Genomic DNA, 21,865 nt, shown 5'->3' on the forward strand with positions numbered 1-21,865 from the left:
ATTATTGGCCACCAAGCGGGGGAGTGGGAGTACAGCGCTGGCTGCATTTTGCCAGGAACCTAAAGGAAATGGGTTGGGAGCCAATTGTTTATACCCCGGAAAATGCACAATTTGATATTCGTGATGAGAGTCTCTTAGAAGACTGCAAGAATATTTCTGTAATAAGAAGAAAGATTTGGGAGCCCTTCACTCTTTTACATCAACTCACAGGAAATAGAAATCGAAATGCCATAAAACAGGGTTCTGCTCTGGAGAAATCTGACAAATCGTGGAAGGAGCAGTTAATCATTTGGATACGCGGCAATCTATTTATACCGGATCCCCGGCTTTTTTGGGTACGACCTTCGGTAAGGTTTTTAAAAAAGGTGATTCTGGAAAAAGAGATAGAAACAATTATTACTACAGGCCCGCCCCATTCCATGCATCTTATTGGACTCGGTATAAAGACTGGCTTACCTCAAGTCCAATGGCTGGCAGATTTTAGAGATCCCTGGTCTGATTGGGATCTACTGGACAAACTGAAAGTTGGAAGATTAGCAAAGTTCTTCCATAGATGGTTGGAAAACAAGGTCTTGAGGCGGGCCAATAAGATCCTTGTGACTTCCTCAGGTACTGCAAACCTGATGTTTAAAAAACATAATATAACTGCCGAGGTGATCACCAATGGAATAAATGAAACCTATGATTACCTCGGGAAACCGACTTCTTTGGCGGGTAAATTTGTTATTGGTTACTTTGGTATGCTGAATGAGGTGAGGAACCCGAAGGTTTTCTGGCAGGCATTAGAAGAGTTGTGCGAAGAGGATTCTACCTTTTTGAATTCCCTTGAAATTAGGATTGGTGGGATTATCAGCGAGAGCGTGAGCGATGAGTTGCAAGGCTATAAATTTGCCGAAAACATAAAATTCATGGGGTATTTACCCCATGGAAGTCTTTTTGAGGAATACACAGAATGTGACCTCCTCCTTCTCCTACAGAACAAGTCAGAAAACTCCAAATTTCTTATTCCGGCAAAGTTTTTTGAATATCTAGTGGCTGGCAGACCTATTTTGGGTTTAGGAGAGGTGCCCAGTGATTTAAGTGAGCTATTTTCGAACAGACAAATTGGTGTGTTTCTGTCGCACTATTCGTTCAATGAGATTAAGGAATTTTTAAGAACAGTTAGATCTGGCATTGAGAGCAATAAGGAGGATTACATAAAACTGATAAGTCTGTACTCAAGAACCAATCAGGCTCGGAAACTGATACAGCTGCTAGAAACACAAATGGGTACAGAAACATGAAAATTCCATTTTTTGATCTCAAGGGGCAGTACAGTCAAATTAAGCATGAAGTAGACGCTGAAATTCAGAAGGTTCTTTCAACGGGTCTTTTTATGGGGGGAGTTCCTGTTTTGGATTTTGAAAACGCGTTTTCAAAGTTCTTGGGAGCTGAACATTGTGTTTCTTGTGCAAATGGGACCGACGCTTTAGAAGTTGCTCTTAAAGCGCTGGGAATAGGGAAGGGTGATGAAGTGTTGGTGCCAGCGAATAGTTGGGTTTCCACAGCTGAAGCAGTGAATAATGTAGGTGCAGAGCCTGTGTTTGTAGATGTTATCGATAGAGAGCATACTATTGACCCTTACCTGATTGAAGGAGCGGTTAATGAAAATACCAGGGCCATTATCGCGGTTCACTTATATGGATTACCTGCCCGCATGGATGAGATTCTCCCCATTGCGAAAAAGTATCATTTGAAGGTAATTGAGGATTGCGCTCAGGCTCATGGTGCGAAATTGAAGGGCAGGTCAGTTGGCACTTTTGGTGAAGTATCAACTTTTAGCTTTTATCCTACTAAAAACCTGGGTGCTTATGGGGATGCAGGAGCCATCATCACCAATGATACACTCCTTGCTGAGAAAATGCGACGGATTGCCAACCATGGACAGTTGAAAAAGCATGATCATGACCTGATAGGAAGAACAAGCAGGCTGGACACTTTGCAAGCGGCCATTCTCACCATAAAATTGAACTATCTTGACCAATGGGTCCAAAAGAGAAATCTTATTGCCAATTGGTATGATGCCTATCTAGGGGAGGGAATCGTCCGGCCAATGAGCACTACCAATTTTTATCATGCCTTTCATCTTTATGTCATCCGAAGCAAGCATCGAGTGAAACTGATGAAACTTTTTGATGAGCTGGGGATTGGTTATGGTATCCACTATCCGGTTCCATTACCCTATATAAAGTCATATTTATACAAGGGGTATCACCAGGAACAATTTCCAGCGGCCACCCTTTTGAGTAAAGAAATTATTTCACTTCCATTATATCCAGAGCTAAGTGAGCAGGAGGTTAAATATATTTGTAATCAAGTCAATACAATTGGCTAATGGATCAATTTGAAGTATTTTTTCATGGGTCAAATGAAGGACAAACTCTATCCATATCTAAACCCTAAAACATTGTAAATGAAAATATTGGACTGGAACCCTGGTAAAGACACTTTGCTAAAGGGGAAAGAGATTGAAGTACATGAGATTTATCATAGTCATTTGGCAAGCCAGGAATTGACGAAAGCTAAGATTCTGAAGAACTCCAAGCGACGGATGAGAGCCAGATCACTGGAGAAGGCGTTGAGAAAGATTGGCAAGCCGTTAAACGGAAAGGTACTTGAGCTTGGTGCCGGAGATGGTTGGTGTTCGGCCTATATGTTGTCCAAATATTATGCTCAATTAAGTGAAATGCATACGATGGAGATTAATTCAGCGGCCATCAATCAATTAATACCAAAGGTTTTTGACGTAGTTGGGGTGAACACTGAAAAATCGACGCTCATTCATGGGAGTTTTAATAACATTCAACTGGAGAATTATTATGACTATGTCATTGTGATGGGGGCAATTCACCACTCTAGCAATTTGTATAGGACATTTATGGAGATTCAGAAAGCTTTGAAACCTGGAGGGTGGTTGATCGCACAGGAGCCATATATGGTGGACGATACCATGAATTCCTTTTATACCAAACGGCAGAACAAGGTAGATAATTTTAAAGGGCTGACTGAGGTCAGGAATGGTGATAGGTCAGATATTTTTTTCAGGTCTTGCGAGTATCGGGCAGCAGCCTTTCATGCAGGGTTCGATTATCAGACTTTCGGAATTCCTGATTTATCACTTTGGTATTTTAAAAGGGCTCTTTTGGGGCAGAATGTTGGAAGGCCTAAGAATATGACTATTTATGCTCAGAAACCCCTTACGGGACTTCAATTACCAACTCCCACGGGATGGGAGTGAAAAAGAATGAACTATGATGAATCAAGAACATTTTACAGTAGCTGATTTAAGTATTGATCAGGTGGTTGCTAAACTTGAGGAGTTTGGCTTGGTGGTGATTCCGAATTATCTGGGAGCTGATGATGTGGAAAAACTGTTTAAAGAATTTTATGAGTTTACCGAAACGGAGGATACACCGTACAAAAAGAATACTCCCTATTCTGAGGGAGTAGCCACCCGGGTAAAGCGTTTGGAGATGGATACGGAGAGATTCAAAAAAACGGAGGAAGTTTTTGGTTCGCAATTCATGAGAGAGATCACGGATAAATATTGGAGTAAAGAGGCTGGCTTAAATGAAGAGATCTTTGTGGTGAAAGATGTGCTGGGTAGTAAGCATGTTGCAAGTGATTTACACTTTGATGTTAAGCCTACACTCAAGTATTTTATTTACCTCAATGATACCACGGCTGAAAATGGGGCATTTAGCTGTGTGCCAGGATCTCATAAGGTGACACATAAACTAAGACAGAAGCATCAAGGAAAACTGAGTTATAAAAACCGGGAGTTAACCAGAGAATTGCCCGTGAGTGAAGAGGATGTGATACCTATTGAGGGAAGGGCGGGAACCCTTATCATTTTTTCCACAGAAGTGTTTCACAAAGCCGGGAACATTACCAAAGGAGAACGATATGTAATGAGAGGTCATAGTCGGACAGCGGAGCAGGATAGGATGGGTGACACCACAGGACCATTTGAGCACCTGAAACGTAAGCTCAAATCTTTTCTTCGTTGAGCGGTGTTGATACGATCAGATCACGGAGATATTGTGAATGGACACGATTGAGGGAAGAGTAATTTGGTGATGCTCAGCTCATCGAAAAGCCTGAGAAACCAAAGAATCTAATTTGAAATATTTAATTTCGGCCCTCGTAGATCGAAATAGACACCTCTTTCTGAGGTGGGATGACTAAATAGTAGAGATGATCATAGATAGGAATATTTATAAGTACATTATTTATCAGGAAGAGACTATTCATAACTCTCTAAAAAAAATTAACGAGCAGAAGGGTAGGATCCTTATCGTGGTGTCAGAGCGTGATATTGTGATGGGAGTAGCTACCAATGGAGACATTTTGAGGTGGCTGGTAGAAAATGACATGCCAGACCTTGGGCAGCCCATTTCCAGTATCGCCAATTCTAAATTTAAATTTGTTCGGGATACTGATCATCCGTCCAGATTTCAGGAACTTTTGAAGGAAGTAAACTTCTTGCCTTTACTCAATGAAAGCAAGCAGTTACTCGGAGTGGTGCGGAAAGACCACCCTGCGGAGGGTATCGAAATAGGTAGTCATCACATTGGTAAGGGCCACCCTAGCTTTGTGATAGCCGAGATAGGAAACAACCATAATGGTGACATCTCTCTAGCCAAACAGTTGGTAGATGCTGCGGCATCAGCTGGGGCCAGTTGTGCTAAGTTTCAGATGCGAAACCTGAATTCGCTCTATGCTAATGCCGGAAAGGCAGATGATATAAAGGAAAATCTGGGATCTCAGTATACTTTAGACTTGCTTTCTAAATTTCAATTATCAAACGAGCAGCTGTTTGAGGTGTTTGATTACTGCAAGCTGAAAGGAATATTACCCTTGTGCACACCCTGGGACACAGAAAGTCTGAATGCATTGGAAGAATATGGCATGCCGGCATACAAAGTTGCTTCTGCGGATTTGACTAATCACGGTTTACTACGCCAATTGGCCCTGACAGGAGTGCCTATTATCTGTTCTACAGGTATGAGTATTGAAAGTGAGATTATCGAAACCGAAAATCTACTTCAAAGCCTTGGTGTGCCGCACGTGATGCTGCACTGTAATTCCACTTACCCCGCGCCATTTGGAGATATTAACCTCAATTATCTTCACCAGCTGAAAGAGATCGTAAATTGTCCGGTTGGATATTCTGGCCATGAGCGTGGTATTCATGTTTCTATTGCCGCCGTGGCCCTCGGAGCCCAGGTAATTGAGCGACACATTACCCTTGACCGCACAATGGAAGGTAGCGACCATAAGGCAAGCTTGCTCCCAAAGGAGTTTGCAGAGATGGTGAAGGGAATCAGGGAGGTGGAGGAAAGTCTCGGAGCGAGGGAGGTGAGAAAGATTTCTCAGGGAGAGATGATCAATAGGGTCAATCTAGCCAAGAGTTTGATCATCAACCAACCCCTCAAAAAAGGAGAGTTGATTGAGGAACATATGGTTGAAGTGAAAAGTCCGGGAAGAGGATTGCAACCCAATTATCTCAATGCCCTAGTAGGTAAGAGAGCAAAGCACGATTTTAATCAATATGACTTTTTTTATCCCAGTGATATCGAAGAGGAAGAGGTAGTGAAGAGGTCATATAAGTTCAATCGTCCTTGGGGCATCCCAGTAAGATATCATGATTTCAAAGAGATTATAGAAGGGACAAATGCAGACCTGGTTGAATTCCACCTGAGTTATAAAGATTTGGAGGTGGATATTCGGCAGTTCGTTGACGAACAACTGGATTTGGATTTTGTAGTTCATAGCCCTGAATTATTTGAAGGTGATCACACCCTTGACCTTTGTTCTTTGGACGAGACATACAGGCAGAGGTCTATCGAAGAATTACAGAGGGTAATAGAGGTCACCAAGCAATTACGACCATATTTTAAGCGGTCGGTAAAACCCTTAATCGTTACTAATGTAGGGGGATTTACAAGTCAGGGGTTTCTGACTGAACAGGAGCGTATCAAACGAATGAGGATCCTGGAGGCTAGCCTGAAAGAGTTGGATACAGAAGGAGTTGAATTGATCCCTCAAACCATGCCTCCATTTCCCTGGCATTTTGGTGGACAGCAGTATCATAATTTGTTTGTTTCGGCTGGAGAAATCGCCGATTTCTGTCAGCGGAATGATATGCGAATTTGTTTGGATACTTCTCATTCTAAGCTGGCGTGTACCCACTACAAGTGGTCTTTTCATCAATTTTTAGAAGAAGTGGTGCCTTATACTGCCCATATGCATTTTGCTGATTCTGAAAATACCGGAGGTGAAGGATTGCAGATTGGAGAGGGCGAGGTGGATTATCATGCCGTTGGAGAAGTGATTAACAGGTTAAATCCCAACGCTTCATTCATTCCGGAAATATGGCAGGGTCATGAAAATAGGGGTGAAGGATTTTGGATAGCGCTCGAACGGCTTGAGCATTTGATCAACTGAGGGGTATGAACAAATTATCGAAAGTGGTTAGGCTGGGGCTTAACAAATTTATGAACTACAATCGGCCGGCAGGTTGGTTTTTTTTGAACTTTGTGCGGGTATTTCGTGCTGGAGGTTGTGAGTTTAACTTGTCAGAAAATCTATTTCCAAGTGGGTATTACTCTCGATTTCTTTTCAAGACTTACGAGAGTCCGGAAATCGCTTTGATGAAAAAATATTTAGACCCTGGAGATTCGATCATCGAACTTGGAGCTTGTATTGGGGTTGTTTCCTGTATTTCTAATAAAATGTTGGACCATCCCGAGAATCATGTGGTGGTTGAGGCTAATCCAGACCTGATAACGGAAATAGAAAAAAACAGAGCAAATAATCACTGCCACTTTTCACTTGAAAACGCACTCATTTCTAATCAGGCGTTCGAAACTTTTTACACCTATAATATTGCTATATCTGGATCATTGCAAAAGAAGGTGCATAATCCAAAGCTGGTGTTGTCCAGAGAGGTTCAGGTAAAAGGTGTGGGCTTTGAAAGCTTACAGGCCAAATATGGGTTGAAGTTTAATGTTCTTCTCATGGATATAGAAGGAGCAGAATATACTTTGATAGAAGAGAATCTTGAGTTTTTGAAAGGTTTGCGGCTTTTGATCATCGAGTTTCACCCTAATATTATGGAGCATCTTGATACAGAAAAGTATCATCGGTATTTGGAGGAAATAGGTTTTGAGTTCGCTGAGAAAATTGAAAAGACAAGTGTTTATATCCGATCATGATGAAAAATTTGGCTATTATTCCTGCCCGTGGAGGGTCGAAAAGATTACTTAAAAAAAATCTGAGGTTGCTCAATGGGAAGCCATTGGTTCAGTATACGCTGGAGGCGGTAGTTGATTCAGGAGTATTTGATACGGTCATATTGTCTTCAGATGACGATGATATTCTGGGTATTGCGGGTAACGTAAAAGGTGTGACCCCTCAAAAGCGGGAGGCTGAGATGGCCACAGATAAGCGGAAAGTCATCGATTTGATCAAGGATATTGCTGAGCGTGATGAAGTAAAGAATACCTTTGATACCATTGGGTTGTTCTTACCTACTTGTCCGTTTCGGACGGCCAGGCATATAAAGGAAGGGTTTGCCTTATTGACGAGGGAAGATTATTCCGTGGTAAGTATTACTGATATGTCTGATCCGGTTCAGCTCACTCTGTCGATGAATGATGAGAATTTGATCAACCCTGAAGCTGTTTTAAGTCCTTCACCACTGGTGACCGGGCAGACGCGATCTCAGGATTTTGAGAAAATATATAGAGTCAATGGTGGTTTTTATATTGCATGGCTCGATAAATTCAGACAAAAAGCAAATTTTTTCGATGGCCGGGTGAAAGGATATTATATAGATAAATTGCACTCCGTAGATATAGATTATGAGTTGGATTTTGAATGGGCAGAATACCTCCTCAGAAAAAATCACCTCTCACTGAAGGATTGAAATAAATCCAAGGATGATTTCAAAGTGATTTTGAGACGTGATAATGATTAAACAAACTTTTTTATAGTAAAGAAATGAACAACAAACTGATTGATTTGAAGAATAGAATACAGGGGCCTGTGTACTCTGTAATGACCCCTTTTCTGAAAAACGAGGAGATAGATTTTCTGTCTTTGGAAAATTCCCTTCAGAGAATATACGATGGGGGTGGACGAATTTTCTATGTGATGGGATACAATAGTAGATTCAGTGAGTTGTCATGGGAGGAAATAAGGCTCCTCAATAGTTTTGTTACTCAAAAAGTGAAAGCCATCGACTCTAACAACATCATGATTGTGGCGGATCCCCTTCACTGCTCTACGAAGATATCCATCGAATTTGCTCGTCATGCACAGGAGATTGGGGCTGATTTGATTTCTATTATCAATAGGGAGAAATTTTACTCAGAAGAGCAGATTTACAGGCATTACAAGATGATTGCCGATGCGGTAGATATTGGCATATTGGTGCATGAAATGCCCTTTTTGAATGGGTATGGCGGTCCTGTTGTTAATTGGCCAATTTCTCTACTGGATCGTGTGGTTGATATTCCCAATGTGATTGCAGTGAAGGAAGATGCCAAGGATGATGCTTTCTCCAAGCAGGTGATAGAAAAAATAAAGGATAGAGCGGCTATTATTATCTCCGGAGGAGGTAAGCGGCAATGGCTGCAGTTTGCCGAGGTGGGGTGTCAGTCATGGCTCAACGGCATAGGGGTATTTGATCCTCGTCTGGCGTCCAAGTTTTGGGAATATTATCAAGCCGGAAACAAGGAGGCTTACATGAGAATTATCAATGAGATTGAAGTTCCCTTTTTTGAAAAAGGGGTGAAGAAATATGGTTGGCATTTGACCATCAAAGCGGCCATGGAGGCCCTGGGCGTGATTCACCGATATGAAAGGATGCCGTTGATGGAGTTAGGAGCAGAGGAGGCTATGGATGTAAAAAGATTGATTGAATCACTGCCGGTTGACGAGGTTGTTTCCCAATGATTGGTTTTTTAGCAAATGAGCGTTGGCGAAAAGGAGTTATATGAGATCGTTGTAGATATTGAACACAGGCATCCGGTAAATGACTGGGTGTATGGTGGTATAGAACTATGGCCTCTAATGCGCAGTAGCCTCAGGGATTCTTTTTTGGTCAATCAAAGGCGGCTGGCTTCAAAAAAAAAGAAACAACCATCTCTTAAGCTTAACTTTTCCTCTTTTTTTCATTCTTTTAAAACATTCAGATCCCTAAGAAAAAGGGATCTGATGATTTTTACGAGTACTTCTGGTCATGCTGATAGGAGAGAGGATAAGCTGTATGATAGAGTAGCAGATCCGGTATATGAGTTCATGGCTAATCGCTTTGGTTGGTCTGCCACTAAAGTTTCAAATGGAAAGAGGGTTTCTGATGTAGAAGGCTTTTTTCCTATGAATTTCCTGGATCTCAGGTTGTTTGCTAATCCGGTGAAATACCTCAGGCATCAGAAGAGATTTACAAAATACCTTGCTTCAATTGAGGCAACTGATGAAATCGAATCAAGAAGTGGCCTTGCCATTAAAAGTCTTTTGATCAAATCGGTGTGCTTTATTTTAGCTTCAGAGCAGAGTGCGAAGGCTATTTTGAAAAGGGCAAACCCAACTTTAGTTGCGTTTGTATGCTATTACCACAATGTAAATTTTGCGTATTTGAATGCGGCTAAATCTCTGGCGATTCCGACCATAGATATACAGCATGGAAAACAGGGTGTTTACCACCTGATGTATGCACATTGGGGCCAAGTGCCAAATAACGGATACCGCATGGTTCCCGACTTTTTTTGGAATTGGGGCGAAAGTTCAAAACTCAACATTGAAAAGGGAAGAAACAATTTGCAGCAACATCAACCAGTGGTGCTTGGAAATCACTGGCTGATCAACTGGAAGAAAAATAAGGCAGAAAGGGAATCTCCTCAATATCGCAAGCTTCTTGATTCTTATAGTACGGTGGTGCTTTTTTCCCTTCAGCAGGATATGGAAATCCCCATCCCGGATTTTGTGTTGGATGAGATTCAGACCCAAAAGGATGTTTTATGGCTTTTTAGACTTCACCCTGCTCAAAAGATTGGAAACGCCAAAGTCCTCAAGTCGCTGGCTGATTTGAAGGTGAGCAACGTTGAGATTCACGAATCATCCAAATTGCCTCTTTATCAGATAATCGAGCATGTTCATTTGCACCTCACCAACTGGTCTTCTGTATGCATAGAAGCTTTGAATTTTGGTGTTAAGAGTATTATAGTACACCCAAATGGGTACGATCTATACGAAGAACTGATAAATACTGAGCAGTTTTTTTACGCAAAGGACTCCTCCGACCTCTGCATGGCTATGGATAAGATAGCAGCTGATGCAGGGCAGGTGGATGCGTCTGATCATTTTCTGATGGATATGGAGGTTATAGAGCGACGAGCCTCTCAACTTTTTCTTGAGGGAATGTCAAGACGGTGATCCCGAAATTTGCTTGATTTGATGTGGTTCCGATACTCTAAATTATTTTTTCTCTAGAATGCGAATCGCAGCTCGAATGTATTTGCTTGTGTTTCTGTCTTTAGATCTTGGTTCGCAAAATGAAATAAATTGATATGTCCATCTGGGATCGATACATTCCATGAGGGCTTTATATTCATTGTCTCTCCAGCCCGGATAGCCAAGTAATTCATCAAAAACAATAATACTTCCCGGCTGAAGATACTCTACAGTTTGTTCGAAAATAACCTTTGTGGGACTATAGGTATCCATATCAATGTGCATGAAGGCTATTTTGTCAGCTTGTAGCCCATTGTTTTCAATAAAGGGTGGTAAGGTTTTATCAATCCAGCCTTTGATAAGCACCACGTTATCATTGACTCTCGGTAAATTTCCTTTCAAATCAAATGTTGATTTTACCATAGATGTACCTGACCAGTCCTCAGATAATCCTTCAAATGAGTCAAATCCATAAATCTTACGTTGATCCTTTTTTTCTAAAAGGACTTCACTAAAAAAGTTGATTGAATCTCCTCTAAAGACACCAAACTCTAACAAAACACCCTTCATCGGGATATGACTCAGCGCGTGTGTCCAGAATTTATCTTTGCGATCCAGAAGCACGGCACCAGCACCTTGTTGGTGGATTATTTGAGCACTTTCTCTGTAACTGATCTGATCTAATTCATAGAAGGTTTTTCGAGAATTGGTGGCATTGAAAAACACGAAATGGCTGATTCTATCAATCGATTGTATGATTTTTTTGATCATTGCAATAATTTAATTAAGACGAGGTTTGGAAAAATAAGCCGGATAGATCAGAGAGATGATTTACGTCGCTCCATCCAAATCCCTCCTATAAAAAGAAGGAAAACCAATACCTCGCCCACAATAGTTAATGTGTTTCCGGCGTAATAACTTGTCGGTTCGAAAACAAACCTGATTTCATGCGTTCCTTTTTCCAGGGGAAGTGCTCTGAGGATGTAATTAACCCTGAGAATTTCGGCTTCCTGATCATCGATGTAGGCCTTCCACCCCTTTGGATAATATATTTCACTGAACACAGCAAGACTTTTACCAGAGGTCTGAGTAGTATATTTGATTTCATTCGGTGTTCTGCTTAGCAATTTCACCGTTCCGGTAGCTCCGGCTATTAGATTTGGCGGAGAAAATTTGGAGCCATCAATGACTGCAGTTCGGGATGGGTTGATGCCACACACCTCAGAAAGTTCTTCATCTGCCGACGCCACTTCCTTTAAGTTGGAGACGATCCACCCATTGCCTAGTGATCTTGAATTTGAAATGACTGCATTTTTTGAAGATCCAGCCAGAAAAAACCGTGTGTTGAGCATGTTGAGTACCGGAGTATTGGGCAACTGGGAACCTCCGGATTGCAGAACATTGATGGTTTCCGACATTTCGGCCTGAATACATGCACTTATGAGGTCTTGATATCTGCGCATTTTGGCTCCATGGTACCCTCCAATGGATTCATGATGGTAAGAGGTTCTGGCCTCATTGAATGGGTTCTGAAGGTTGAGCACACGCTCACCAGAAGTTGCTATGCTCCTAATATAAAGATCAGCTTCGGTAGGCTTAAAGTATGTTTTTACAGGTCTGTTCTCAAAAGAATCCTTGTTGAGAAAACGCTTTGTAAGGCTGAAGATGTCCACAAAGAGTAGTAATATGATCCCTGAAATGATCAGTACGGATTTGAGTGAATTTTTCCAATAGGCCCATATAAGCCCCGAAAATGCCAGTATAAAAAAGAGAGCCTTTAGGGCATCAGACCTCAAAAGTGATTCCCGATCGCTTCTGAGGGCATCTATCAGCCATTCTGGCAAGCGAGCATCTATACTGCCTCGGTAACTCAATGCACCTGCTGCTATCACAAGTAAAAGAGCTGTACCCCCGCAAATAGCAACTGACCAAAGAAATTTTTTCCTGAAAGCTTTATCGGACATTCCGGTCAACACCCTTTCCAGAGCCATAAAACCCATTAAATTAATGGACAGGAGGGTCATGCAAATCGCGAAGGTAACCGACCTGAATTTGTTGTACATCGGGAAGTGATCAAAGAGGAGATCATTCAGCAAGGTGAAGTTGCTACCCCAACTAAGTACAATTCCGATGAGTGCTACCACAATCAACCATGTTTTGGTTCTCCGATCCAAAACGAAAATACCCAGTACGAATAGGAAAAATGAGAGCGCTCCGGCATAGTATGGAGCAGTCAATGGTTGGTCACCCCAATAGGTGGGCATGGCTTTGAGTTGATCTCTTAGTTGCTGCCCGTTGTATCCTGCTTGTCGCAGGGCACCAGCAGTTGCCGATTGTGTACTGAGCTCTTGACTAGATGAACCACCATAGATATTAGGGATAAAGAGGAATAAGGGCTCCAGAATTCCGTTGCTGTAACGAAAAGCATACTCTTTATCCAAACCAGAAGATTCTTTGCTTTCATCTTTGAGTTCTGACTTTCCTCTGATGCTGTATTTACTGTATTCGTAAACGGTCCAAAGTTTTCCTGAATTGGCACCAACGGCGATGCTTGCAGCCAATATCAGCCCGGCAAGGGTGAGGAGCAGAGATTTTATTTGGTGGTCTTTCCAGAAGTAATAGAGCTGGAATACACCATAAACCAACACTGTAATGAGTAAATAGTAAGTGATTTGTGGGTGGTTCATATAAATCTGCATGGCCAATCCCAGAGAAGTAAGTCCTATACCTAAGTATTTTTTTCTGGTAAAGGCAAGGTGTATTCCAGCAAGCACCAATGGAGCGAATGCCAGAGCTGCAATTTTGGAATTGTGACCAGCAGTGAGACTAATGATATTGAACCCATTGAGACCAAAGGCAATGGCCCCTGCAAAAGCAACCCAAGGCCGCACACCGAAGGACAGGAGCATAATATACGAGCAAATAAAGCAAACCAGTGTAATTCCCTCCGGGTTGGGAAGGCCAAGTTTGAAAATCTGATAAACATAGGTGAGGATGTCTCCTGGAAACTGGACACTAGTGAGATAGGCTGGCATCCCACTAAACATTGCGTTATTCCAAAGGGCCTCTTCTCCAGTCTCAGCTCTGTATTCTTTGAGCTGATAATTACTGCCCAGGCCTTGCAGAATATCATGTTGAGCCAATTGTTTGCTTTCGAAGAAAAATGGAGCGTAAACGATGACCGTTACGATGAAAAATCCCAGAATGATAGCTCCGTGGGTAAGAATTGATCTTTTAAGGTTATTTGTCATATCAGATTTTGATATTTAGGTATTTCTTAAAGATGGATTTAACAAATGAGTTAATGTCCCTGGAAATATTGAATTTGTAAATGAGTATTCCATAAAACGTACTAATTAAAGCAGATTTCCCCACGATGTTCAATACTGGACTCTCCCAGATCGATACAAAATAGAAGAGGAGCATTGTGCCAAAGCCAATTAGAAGGAGCCAGATGTGGTTTTTTGTAAACAAGGAAATCTTTAAGTGCCTGACGATATAATAATGCTTTAGCAAATTAAAGAGAATTGTGGATACCAGAAAGGCAATCCCGGCACCATTGATCCCTATCGTTGGCAACAATGTAAGGTTCAGAATACAGAGAACAGCAACGGACAACAGGAGGAAGTAAACATTCACCCTGTAATGCTCAGAATAAGCCAGTATGTTCCCATTCAGCCCAAAGAGCATATCAAAAACTTTGGCAAAACTTATGGCCATTACCACATACAGGCCCTGAGAGAATACCTTCCCATTTGGGATCATCAGGAATAGGTCCTCGATGTTACATACTATGCCAATCAGGAATAGAAATCCAATGCATCCCAAGGTAAGTGAGCTTCTCTGGTATAGATTCTCGATTTCTACGTAATTTTTATTTTTGAACTCCCTGGATACTACCGGTGCTGTAATCATCAGCACTGCTCTATTGGGTAGTTCTATGATAATCCCAATGTAAAAGCAGGTGGTGAATATCCCATTTGACTCAAGTCCAATCAATGTAGTAATCAAAAGAAAGCTAATATTGGTATATATAGAGTTTCCTGCAGAGGCGGCGAGATTGTATATGGAGTAATTCCAGGTTTCTGCTATCCATTTTTTCATGCTTGTCCATGAGAACAAACTCATTTTGAAGTTCTGATTAATAAGAACATGCATTGCTTCTATTATGGTAGCTGATATGTAAACGAGCGTCAGGCCTTTGACCGTATCACCAAAATCAATCAAGTTGGCAGCATATAGGCAAATGAGCAAGGCATAGCCAATTCTGAGATAAATATCCTTTAAGATGGCAGGAACAACGATATCCAAAACCACCCTGCTGTATGATTGCAGTTGAATGAAAAATGTCTGGCTGACCAGAATCATCAGACTCAGGAAAATGTACTCGTTGTATGCCGCGGATTTCTTTTCAAAGACGGACTTAATGTCATCGGTGAAAATGAAAAATAGTAGTGCTCCGAGAATGTTAGCAAATAAGATCAGATAAATCTGGTTACTTAAAAATGATCTTCTCCTGGCTTCATCTTTTTCTACGTGGGGATAGTATTTGACCAGGGTAGAGGGCATTCCAAGGCAAATAAAAGGGGCAATCAAAAGTGCATTATTCACTACAATATTAAGTAGCCCAATTTGCTCAGGATCCAAATATTTGGGTCGGAGATAAAGGGCGTTGAGGTATCCGATTACTACCCCGACGTATGCAAATACTGACCCCCAAAAACTCTGTCTGATGACTACACCCATAGTTGAATAAAACCGTGAATTTAGACGTTTTCAGATAGGATACTGAAAAGTTTGATAGAAATACTGTGGATTTGAATTCGGATGTTTCAACTGAAAAACCACAGCTTGATTGCCAGACCCACTACAGTCACTATTAATATAAGTCGAATCCACTTGTCATCTTTACCCACTGACCAGCGACTGGCGATCCATCCCCCAGCGGAGTTGCCAGCAGCCAGGGTAAGCCCATAGTCCCATCTGATCTGATCTTCCCACCAGAAGATGCCCAGGGCTACCAGCGTGTAGCATACGATCACAAAGGACTTGATGCTGTTGGTCTTGGCCATATTGAATCCATGAACTCCTGTGAGGGTGGCGATGATCAGAAAACCCACTCCCGCCTGGATGAATCCGCCATATAGGCCCACAAAAAAGAAAAGTACGATGGTCAGGAGCTTTCTTCGAGGAGTGAAGATCTCCAAGGTACCCTTGTGAGCCAGATAGGGTTTCAGTACCGTTAGGATGATCACTATAACCATCACCACAGCCAGTATTTTATTGAAAAGCGGGCCCTTAATATCAATGGCAAAATAAGCCCCAATGATACAGCCAATTACGGCGGTGATACTCACATAGAAGGCATAGGGAAATACGGACACACCTTTACTTTTGAAGCCACCCACCGCCACAAGACTTTGTAAAAACACGCCAATTCTGTTGGTCGCGTTGGCCTCACTCGAGGGCAGTCCCATGAAGATGAAGAGTGGAAGGGTGATGAGTGAACCGCCCCCTGCCAAGGTATTGATCACACCTGTAAACAGGCCTACGCCCAACAAAATCAATGCTTCTATCCAGGTCATATATGCAGGTACAGATCAGTCTTGTGACACTCCAGCATGTCGGGACAGATTTCGAGTAGTTGTTTCTGGGGTAGTTTGAGCACCGGGTGTATTTCATGTGGCGCCAGTTCTACCAGTGGCATCAGGGTAAAGCGCCGCATGGCAATGCCGGGATGTGGTATCCTCAGGTGAGGACTTTCTATTACAACGTCATGATAGTATAGAATATCAACATCAATGATTCGCTCGCCCCATTTCTTGAGCCTCGTCCTTCCCATCTGTATCTCTGTATCCAGACAGGACTGGAGCAGGCTTTCGGGATCATGAATGGTGTCAATCTTTAAAACCATGTTTAAAAACCAACCTTGATTTTCATCCCCCCAGGGGGCAGACTCATACACGGCCGAAAAGTCGCTGATGTTGATTTCATGTGCGGCCAATATATCTTTGGCCCGTTGCATGTTTTGCATCCGATCACCCAGATTGGAGCCTAAAAGTAGAAAAATCCCTTTCATCAAAGCAATTAAACAATTTCGAACTTCAACCGTCTTTATTTGGCTGGATAATTAGATTTGTAAAATAATAGTATTTAAAAATATAACATGGCATTTCTGCGCAATCTATTGGCCACTATCGTGGGCCTTTTTATTTTTTGTTTCCTATTGATTTTTCTTTTGGGCAGTATCGCTGCTTCTTCAGAATCCATACCCCATGTAGAGGACAACTCGGTATTACACCTGAACCTGTCCGGGGTGGTGGTAGAAAAAGCTGTGGATGACCCATTGCAGGAGCTTCTTGGGGGCGGACCAGCACCCATCAGCTTATTAGACCTCCTGGCAGCCATTGATGCTGCGGCGTATGACGATCGTATTCGCGGCATTTACATCGAGCCTCAATTCCTTTCGGCTGGTTATTCCTCGCTGCAGGAGATCAGAGATGCCATCATCGACTTTAAAAGTTCAGGGAAGTTTGTACATGCTTACGGAGAATACATCAGCGAAGGGGACTATTACCTCGTGTCAGTAGCTGACTCCATATACCTGAATCCTCAAGGGTCGTTGGAGTTCAACGGGTTGACGGCCGGAGTTACCTTTTTCAAAGGACTTTTTGATAAACTGGAGATAGAGCCGGAGATTTTCAGAGTTGGAGAATACAAGAGCTTTGTGGAGCCATTCATTCGCAAGTCTATGAGTGAAGAAAACAGGCGCCAGTTGACCGAATTGATCACATCTGTGCATGATACCTATTTGCAAAATGTTTCTGCTACCCGTGGCATCTCAGTGGATGCCCTGAAGGAGATTTCAGATCAAATGAAGGTGCGCTTACCAGAAGATGCGGCGCGGGTAGGCTTGGTGAGTAAAGTGGCGTATGAAGATGAGATGGTTGACTTACTTAAATCGGAAGTAGGACTAGGGTCTGGTGAAGACCTTACGCTGATCACCTTTGATAAATATATGAAGACCACTTCCGCCAGCAGTCTGTCCAGCAATAAGATCGCTGTGATCGTGGCCAATGGCGATATTGTGATGGGCGAGGTGGATGACGCTGTGGGTAGTGATCAGTTTGCTAAGGAGATTAGAAAAGCACGGGAGAGCAGTTCTGTCAAAGCGATAGTCCTGAGGGTGAATTCTCCCGGTGGCAGCCTGACAGCCTCAGATATCATTTGGAGAGAAATCATGCTTACCAAAGGCAAAAAGCCCATCATTGCCTCTATGTCAGATGTGGCCGCTTCCGGAGGATATTTCATCGCCATGCCCTGCGATACCATCGTGGCTCAGCCCAATACCATCACCGGATCCATTGGGATTTTTGGATTACTTTTCAACTTTGGTGACTTTCTGGAGAACAAGCTGGGCATCACCAATGAGAGCGTATCCACTGGCGAGTTTTCGGACCTCATGACAGTGACCAGATCACTTACAGAATATGAGCGATCAATTATTCAAAATCAGGTAGAAGAGGGATACCGTACCTTTGTAACCAAAGCTGCGCAAGGTAGACAGATGCCGGTAGAGGAGCTGATGAAACATGCCGGAGGTCGCGTATGGAGTGGTACCCAAGCCAAGGAGAGAGGTCTGGTCGATGTACTGGGCTCCTTTGATACGGCAGTAAAAATAGCCGCTGAAAAGGCCGGGATCATGGGCGATTATCGCCTGAGCTTTTACCCCAGACAAAAACCGCTTTTAGAAAAAATGCTGACTGATCTTAGTGAGGCAGAGGTGAAGATTTTCGCCGGTCAGGAGAAGGTATTTACTCCTTATCTTCAGCAGATCGAATCTTTGCAAAGAATGAACGGCATACAGGTGCGCCTGCCCGGCAATCTGGAGATTAAGTAAAATCGAATTTTGGTGAATATTTAAACCTGACTAACTTCCCACCCAGAAAAATTAAACAATGGAAATACGCAACGACTGGACCAAAGAAGAGATAAAAGCAATATTTGATAAGCCTGTACTGGAGCTGATCTACGAGGCTGCAACGGTGCACCGCCAACACAATGACCCTTCCGAGGTGCAGGTTTGTACCTTGCTCTCAATCAAAACCGGAGGTTGTCCTGAGGACTGTGCTTATTGCCCTCAGGCTGCCCGCTATCATACAGACGTGAAAGTGCATAAGCTTCTTGATGTGGATTTTGTGATGGAAAAAGCCAAAAAAGCCCAGGAGAGCGGAAGTACCCGATTCTGCATGGGAGCTGCATGGCGTGAGGTACGTGATAACCGAGATTTTGATAAAGTGATTGAGATGGTTTCCGGGGTGAATTCTCTGGGAATGGAAGTGTGTTGTACATTGGGGATGCTCACAGAAACTCAGGCGCAAAAACTAAAGGATGCCGGCCTATATGCTTACAATCATAACCTGGACACCTCTGAGGAGCATTACGAAGAGATCATTTCCACCCGCACTTACGATGACAGGTTGGAGACGATAGATAATGTGAGAAAAGCCGAGATATCTGTCTGCTCAGGAGGTATCATAGGGCTGGGAGAGGCCAATGAAGACCGAATAGGAATGCTCCATACTCTGGCTACCATGAGTGAGCACCCTGAGTCTGTTCCTGTGAATGCGTTGGTGCCTGTACCAGGCACGCCATTGGAGGATCAGGAGAAAGTATCTGTGTGGGACATGGTGAGGATGATTGCTACGGCACGGATCATTATGCCAAAGGCCATGGTCAGGTTGTCTGCTGGCAGAGTGCGGATGTCTGTGGAGGAGCAGGCCCTTTGCTTCCTGGCAGGAGCTAATTCCATTTTTGCGGGCGATGAGTTGCTGACCACCCCCAACCCTGAAGTGGATCAGGACAAAGCCATGTTTCAGACACTAAATTTGAAGCCCAGAGCTTCATTTAAAGGAGCAGCAGCCGAAAAATTCCTTGTTTAATCCGGAGCCCCCAGAGCAATGAAATTTGTGGATCTTAAAATCCGTAACAAGCTTGCTTTGGTGATGATTCTCTTCGCACTGGCAGTGATCTCACTGTTATCGGCGCTGTATTACATACAGTTCAAGGAAGCTCTGAAAGAGAGAGTATTCTTACAGCTGTCCTCAGTCAAGCAGCTCAAGGTGTCTCAGGTGAGGCAGCGCATAGAAGCCCTGGTATTTGATTTTTTATCCAATCAGGCTTTCGCAGAGCAGCCAGACAATGCGGGCGTTTTGATCGCTGAGGGGTTCATCAGTCAGGATACAGTGATATCAGTCTATCCGCTACTCTTTCCAGAGGTTATCGGATCGGTGGTTATTCAGGACCTCACACCTCATGACCCAAAAGGACAAATCACCCTGGGCTTATTCAAGAAAGAAGCCAACAGAGTCAGGTTTGGTATTTTCCGCCCAAATATTCAGTCAATCCTCATGGAGCGAACGGGTCTGGGAGAAACGGGAGAATCATATCTGGTTGGCGAGGATATGACCATGAGATCAAGTTCCAGGTTTTTTCCTGAAAGAAGACCCACCGATATTGTAGTGAAGAGCCAGGGAGTGATCAATGCACTGGATGGGGAAGAGGGGTACGGACTCATTAGTGATTATCGTGGAGTGACAGTTTTTAGTGCCTACGAGCGATTAGACGTTTCTAATCTCACCTGGGTGATTCTTTCAGAGATTGATGAGCAGGAGGCACTGTTCCCCTTAAAAAGCCTTCGCACCAATCTCATTATCGTATTGGGTATTATCCTCATTTTCGTGTTTATCGTTTCCTACGAGCTCTCCCGCCAACTGGTGAAGCCGGTGTTGATCACCGAAGAGCAACTACGCAAAATGTCCAAAGGTATCTTTGAGTCTACTTTTGATGTGGTGAAGCGTGAAGATGAGATTGGCCAGATGTTTAGCGCGCTTGAGCGCCTCATCGCGGCGTTGAAGCAGACGGTGGTTTTTGCAAATGAGATTGGGTCAGGAAATTTTGAGGCCAGATACGACCTCCTGAGTTCAGAGGACAAGCTGGGGGCGGCCCTCATGGGCATGAAGGAACGATTGCAGGCCTATCAGGTGAGTGAGAAACGGCTGAAATTGGAAAACCAGCGTTCTTTGATTAGTGGAGAGGAAAAAGAGAGACAACGATTATCGCAGGAGCTGCATGACGGATTGGGGCCTATGCTCACCATCCTGAAGATCAAAGTGGAATCAAGTACCATACAGATGGACGAGAAAAGGGAACTCATGCGACTCTTTGATGAGACATTGGGCGAAATGAGAAAGATTTCTAATAACCTGATGCCAAGTGTGCTGAGAGATTTTGGGGCTGGGGAGGCCATCCGAAACCTCGTGAAACAGATCGGCCAGGATCGGTTGCAGGTGCATTATCAGTATGATCCGAATGTAAAAATCAGCATCCCTACCAATATTTCTATCGCGCTTTATCGGGTGGCTCAGGAGGCAGTAAACAATGTGTTGAAACATGCCCGGGCATCGGTTCTGAATATTTCTTTGACAGAATTTACCGATCGGGTGAGTCTCTACATACAGGACAATGGGCAGGGTTTTGACCCTGAAAATGTGACCCTGGGCAATGGACTAAGAAACATGAGGGAGCGTATAAACGTAGAAAATGGTATTTTTGAGCTTACTTCGGATAGTAAAGGTTCCGTAATAGAAGTAGAAATCCCTCTTGTATGAGTAAAATTAGCGTTATCGTAGTTGATGATCATCAGCTTTTCAGAGAAGGAGTGAGGTCACTCTTTGCCGAGGATGATCTTATTTCCATTGAAGGAGAAGCAGACTCTGCAGAGAGTATGTATTCGTTTTTTGATCAGGCACTTCCAGAAGTAGTGCTCATGGATATTACCATGCCCGGCGCGGATGGGTTGTCCATCATAAGGGAAAGTCGGAAGCGATTTCCCGACGTGAAGTTTATCGTACTTACCATGCACGCCGATGGGCAGTACGTAGTGAAGGCTGTGAGAAGCGGCGCTTTTGGTTACCTGCTGAAAAACGCAGATAAGGAAGAGCTCAGTGAAGCCATCCTCACCGTAAGTAAAGGGAAGAAGTATTTCAATAGTGAAATCTCTCAACTTATGGTGGGTAATATATCGCTGGAAGGAGACAATACACAGCGACTCTCTGAACGTGAAACGCAAGTGCTACAGCTCGTCTCCAATGGCAAAACCACCAAAGAAATAGCCGAGGAGCTCTTTGTGAGTTCCCGTACGGTAGAGACCCATCGGGTGAATATGATGAAGAAGCTGGATGTACAGAACACCGCAGAACTGATCAAAAAGGCGGTAAAATTGAAGCTCATCTAAAAACATCCGTATAAATACGGATGGGATTTTACCATTTTATCAGGAAATGCCTAGAGCCTCAGGGGCCGT

The 21,865-nt window shown here is 43.2% G+C and carries 18 protein-coding genes; 13 read left to right on the forward strand and 5 right to left on the reverse strand.

Translation table 11 applies throughout. The features are described 5' to 3' along the window. The first annotated feature begins 68 nt into the window (after positions 1-68). The 9 genes from GV030_RS00765 (at position 69) to GV030_RS00805 (ending at position 10,482) form a co-directional block, all read left to right on the forward strand. Entirely contained in the window at positions 69-1,283 is a 1,215-nt protein-coding gene (locus tag GV030_RS00765) for a glycosyl transferase family 1 (protein WP_159578813.1), read from the forward strand. Then, on the forward strand, positions 1,280-2,374 hold the full coding sequence (locus GV030_RS00770) for a DegT/DnrJ/EryC1/StrS aminotransferase family protein (protein WP_159578815.1): 1,095 nt from the start codon (positions 1,280-1,282) through the stop codon (positions 2,372-2,374). Before GV030_RS00765 ends, GV030_RS00770 begins: the two co-directional genes overlap by 4 nt. Positions 2,375-2,452: 78 nt before the next feature. Then, the gene (locus GV030_RS00775; protein WP_159578817.1) at positions 2,453-3,277 is read left to right on the forward strand and encodes a class I SAM-dependent methyltransferase; all 825 of its coding nucleotides are present in this window, start codon (positions 2,453-2,455) and stop codon (positions 3,275-3,277) included. 13 nt (positions 3,278-3,290) lie between these two features. Further along, positions 3,291-4,049: a phytanoyl-CoA dioxygenase family protein gene (locus tag GV030_RS00780; RefSeq protein WP_159578819.1), complete on the forward strand. Its 759-nt coding sequence runs from the start codon at positions 3,291-3,293 to the stop codon at positions 4,047-4,049. A gap of 187 nt (positions 4,050-4,236) precedes the next feature. After that, complete coding sequence (locus GV030_RS00785; RefSeq protein WP_159578821.1) at positions 4,237-6,489, forward strand: N-acetylneuraminate synthase family protein; 2,253 nt, start codon at positions 4,237-4,239, stop codon at positions 6,487-6,489. A 5-nt stretch (positions 6,490-6,494) separates the two neighbouring features. Then, on the forward strand, positions 6,495-7,259 hold the full coding sequence (locus tag GV030_RS00790; protein ID WP_159578823.1) for an FkbM family methyltransferase: 765 nt from the start codon (positions 6,495-6,497) through the stop codon (positions 7,257-7,259). Beyond that, positions 7,256-7,972: a cytidylyltransferase domain-containing protein gene (locus GV030_RS00795; protein WP_159578825.1), complete on the forward strand. Its 717-nt coding sequence runs from the start codon at positions 7,256-7,258 to the stop codon at positions 7,970-7,972. Before GV030_RS00790 ends, GV030_RS00795 begins: the two co-directional genes overlap by 4 nt. 74 nt (positions 7,973-8,046) lie before the next feature. Then, positions 8,047-9,003 carry a dihydrodipicolinate synthase family protein gene (locus tag GV030_RS00800; RefSeq protein ID WP_159578827.1) on the forward strand — a complete coding sequence of 319 codons (957 nt, stop codon included), beginning with the start codon at positions 8,047-8,049 and terminating at the stop codon, positions 9,001-9,003. Between the two features lie 261 nt (positions 9,004-9,264). Beyond that, positions 9,265-10,482, forward strand: coding sequence for a hypothetical protein (locus GV030_RS00805; RefSeq protein WP_159578829.1), 1,218 nt, complete (start codon positions 9,265-9,267; stop codon positions 10,480-10,482). 42 nt (positions 10,483-10,524) lie between these two features. Here the strand turns inward: GV030_RS00805 and GV030_RS00810 are convergent, their stop codons facing one another. The 5 genes from GV030_RS00810 to folK all read right to left on the reverse strand — a co-directional run bounded on the left by GV030_RS00810 (position 10,525) and on the right by folK (position 16,579). Next, positions 10,525-11,271 (reverse strand): class I SAM-dependent methyltransferase, encoded by a 747-nt coding sequence (locus tag GV030_RS00810; protein ID WP_159578831.1) that lies wholly within the window; start codon positions 11,269-11,271, stop codon positions 10,525-10,527. A 47-nt stretch (positions 11,272-11,318) separates the two neighbouring features. Then, a complete protein-coding gene (locus GV030_RS00815) occupies positions 11,319-13,751 on the reverse strand; it encodes a YfhO family protein (RefSeq protein ID WP_159578833.1) in 2,433 nt (810 codons plus the stop codon). A gap of 1 nt (position 13,752) precedes the next feature. Then, positions 13,753-15,246 (reverse strand): lipopolysaccharide biosynthesis protein, encoded by a 1,494-nt coding sequence (locus GV030_RS00820; protein WP_159578835.1) that lies wholly within the window; start codon positions 15,244-15,246, stop codon positions 13,753-13,755. An 86-nt stretch (positions 15,247-15,332) separates the two neighbouring features. After that, a complete protein-coding gene (locus GV030_RS00825) occupies positions 15,333-16,085 on the reverse strand; it encodes a sulfite exporter TauE/SafE family protein (protein ID WP_159578837.1) in 753 nt (250 codons plus the stop codon). Beyond that, the gene (folK, locus tag GV030_RS00830) at positions 16,082-16,579 is read right to left on the reverse strand and encodes a 2-amino-4-hydroxy-6-hydroxymethyldihydropteridine diphosphokinase (protein WP_159578839.1); all 498 of its coding nucleotides are present in this window, start codon (positions 16,577-16,579) and stop codon (positions 16,082-16,084) included. The genes GV030_RS00825 and folK overlap by 4 nt, the downstream gene beginning before the upstream one ends. 87 nt (positions 16,580-16,666) lie before the next feature. On the opposite strand from folK, the gene sppA reads away from it, so the two are divergent. The 4 genes from sppA to GV030_RS00850 are packed head-to-tail and all read left to right on the forward strand — an operon-like array spanning position 16,667 to position 21,796. Further along, entirely contained in the window at positions 16,667-18,400 is a 1,734-nt protein-coding gene (gene sppA, locus GV030_RS00835) for a signal peptide peptidase SppA (protein WP_159578841.1), read from the forward strand. A gap of 58 nt (positions 18,401-18,458) precedes the next feature. Continuing rightward, positions 18,459-19,442 (forward strand): biotin synthase BioB, encoded by a 984-nt coding sequence (bioB, locus tag GV030_RS00840; RefSeq protein ID WP_159578843.1) that lies wholly within the window; start codon positions 18,459-18,461, stop codon positions 19,440-19,442. A gap of 27 nt (positions 19,443-19,469) precedes the next feature. Further along, positions 19,470-21,170 (forward strand): histidine kinase, encoded by a 1,701-nt coding sequence (locus GV030_RS00845; RefSeq protein WP_159578845.1) that lies wholly within the window; start codon positions 19,470-19,472, stop codon positions 21,168-21,170. Next, a complete protein-coding gene (locus GV030_RS00850; RefSeq protein WP_159578847.1) occupies positions 21,167-21,796 on the forward strand; it encodes a response regulator transcription factor in 630 nt (209 codons plus the stop codon). The genes GV030_RS00845 and GV030_RS00850 overlap by 4 nt, the downstream gene beginning before the upstream one ends. Positions 21,797-21,865 lie beyond the last annotated feature (69 nt).

Source organism: Marinoscillum sp. 108, assembly GCF_902506655.1.
Lineage (GTDB): Bacteria > Bacteroidota > Bacteroidia > Cytophagales > Cyclobacteriaceae > Marinoscillum > Marinoscillum luteum.

Excerpts from the sequence above, each read along its gene's own strand:
- GV030_RS00765 (WP_159578813.1), top strand. The coding sequence starts at position 69 with ATGGGTTGGGAGCCAATTGTTTATACCCCGGAAAATGCACAATTTGAT.
- GV030_RS00770 (WP_159578815.1), top strand. The coding sequence starts at position 1,280 with ATGAAAATTCCATTTTTTGATCTCAAGGGGCAGTACAGTCAAATTAAG.
- GV030_RS00775 (WP_159578817.1), top strand. The coding sequence starts at position 2,453 with ATGAAAATATTGGACTGGAACCCTGGTAAAGACACTTTGCTAAAGGGG.
- GV030_RS00780 (WP_159578819.1), top strand. The coding sequence starts at position 3,291 with ATGATGAATCAAGAACATTTTACAGTAGCTGATTTAAGTATTGATCAG.
- GV030_RS00785 (WP_159578821.1), top strand. The coding sequence starts at position 4,237 with ATGATCATAGATAGGAATATTTATAAGTACATTATTTATCAGGAAGAG.
- GV030_RS00790 (WP_159578823.1), top strand. The coding sequence starts at position 6,495 with ATGAACAAATTATCGAAAGTGGTTAGGCTGGGGCTTAACAAATTTATG.
- GV030_RS00795 (WP_159578825.1), top strand. The coding sequence starts at position 7,256 with ATGATGAAAAATTTGGCTATTATTCCTGCCCGTGGAGGGTCGAAAAGA.
- GV030_RS00800 (WP_159578827.1), top strand. The coding sequence starts at position 8,047 with ATGAACAACAAACTGATTGATTTGAAGAATAGAATACAGGGGCCTGTG.
- GV030_RS00805 (WP_159578829.1), top strand. The coding sequence starts at position 9,265 with ATGATTTTTACGAGTACTTCTGGTCATGCTGATAGGAGAGAGGATAAG.
- GV030_RS00810 (WP_159578831.1), bottom strand. The coding sequence starts at position 11,271 with ATGATCAAAAAAATCATACAATCGATTGATAGAATCAGCCATTTCGTG.
- GV030_RS00815 (WP_159578833.1), bottom strand. The coding sequence starts at position 13,751 with ATGACAAATAACCTTAAAAGATCAATTCTTACCCACGGAGCTATCATT.
- GV030_RS00820 (WP_159578835.1), bottom strand. The coding sequence starts at position 15,246 with ATGGGTGTAGTCATCAGACAGAGTTTTTGGGGGTCAGTATTTGCATAC.
- GV030_RS00825 (WP_159578837.1), bottom strand. The coding sequence starts at position 16,085 with ATGACCTGGATAGAAGCATTGATTTTGTTGGGCGTAGGCCTGTTTACA.
- folK (WP_159578839.1), bottom strand. The coding sequence starts at position 16,579 with ATGAAAGGGATTTTTCTACTTTTAGGCTCCAATCTGGGTGATCGGATG.
- sppA (WP_159578841.1), top strand. The coding sequence starts at position 16,667 with ATGGCATTTCTGCGCAATCTATTGGCCACTATCGTGGGCCTTTTTATT.
- bioB (WP_159578843.1), top strand. The coding sequence starts at position 18,459 with ATGGAAATACGCAACGACTGGACCAAAGAAGAGATAAAAGCAATATTT.
- GV030_RS00850 (WP_159578847.1), top strand. The coding sequence starts at position 21,167 with ATGAGTAAAATTAGCGTTATCGTAGTTGATGATCATCAGCTTTTCAGA.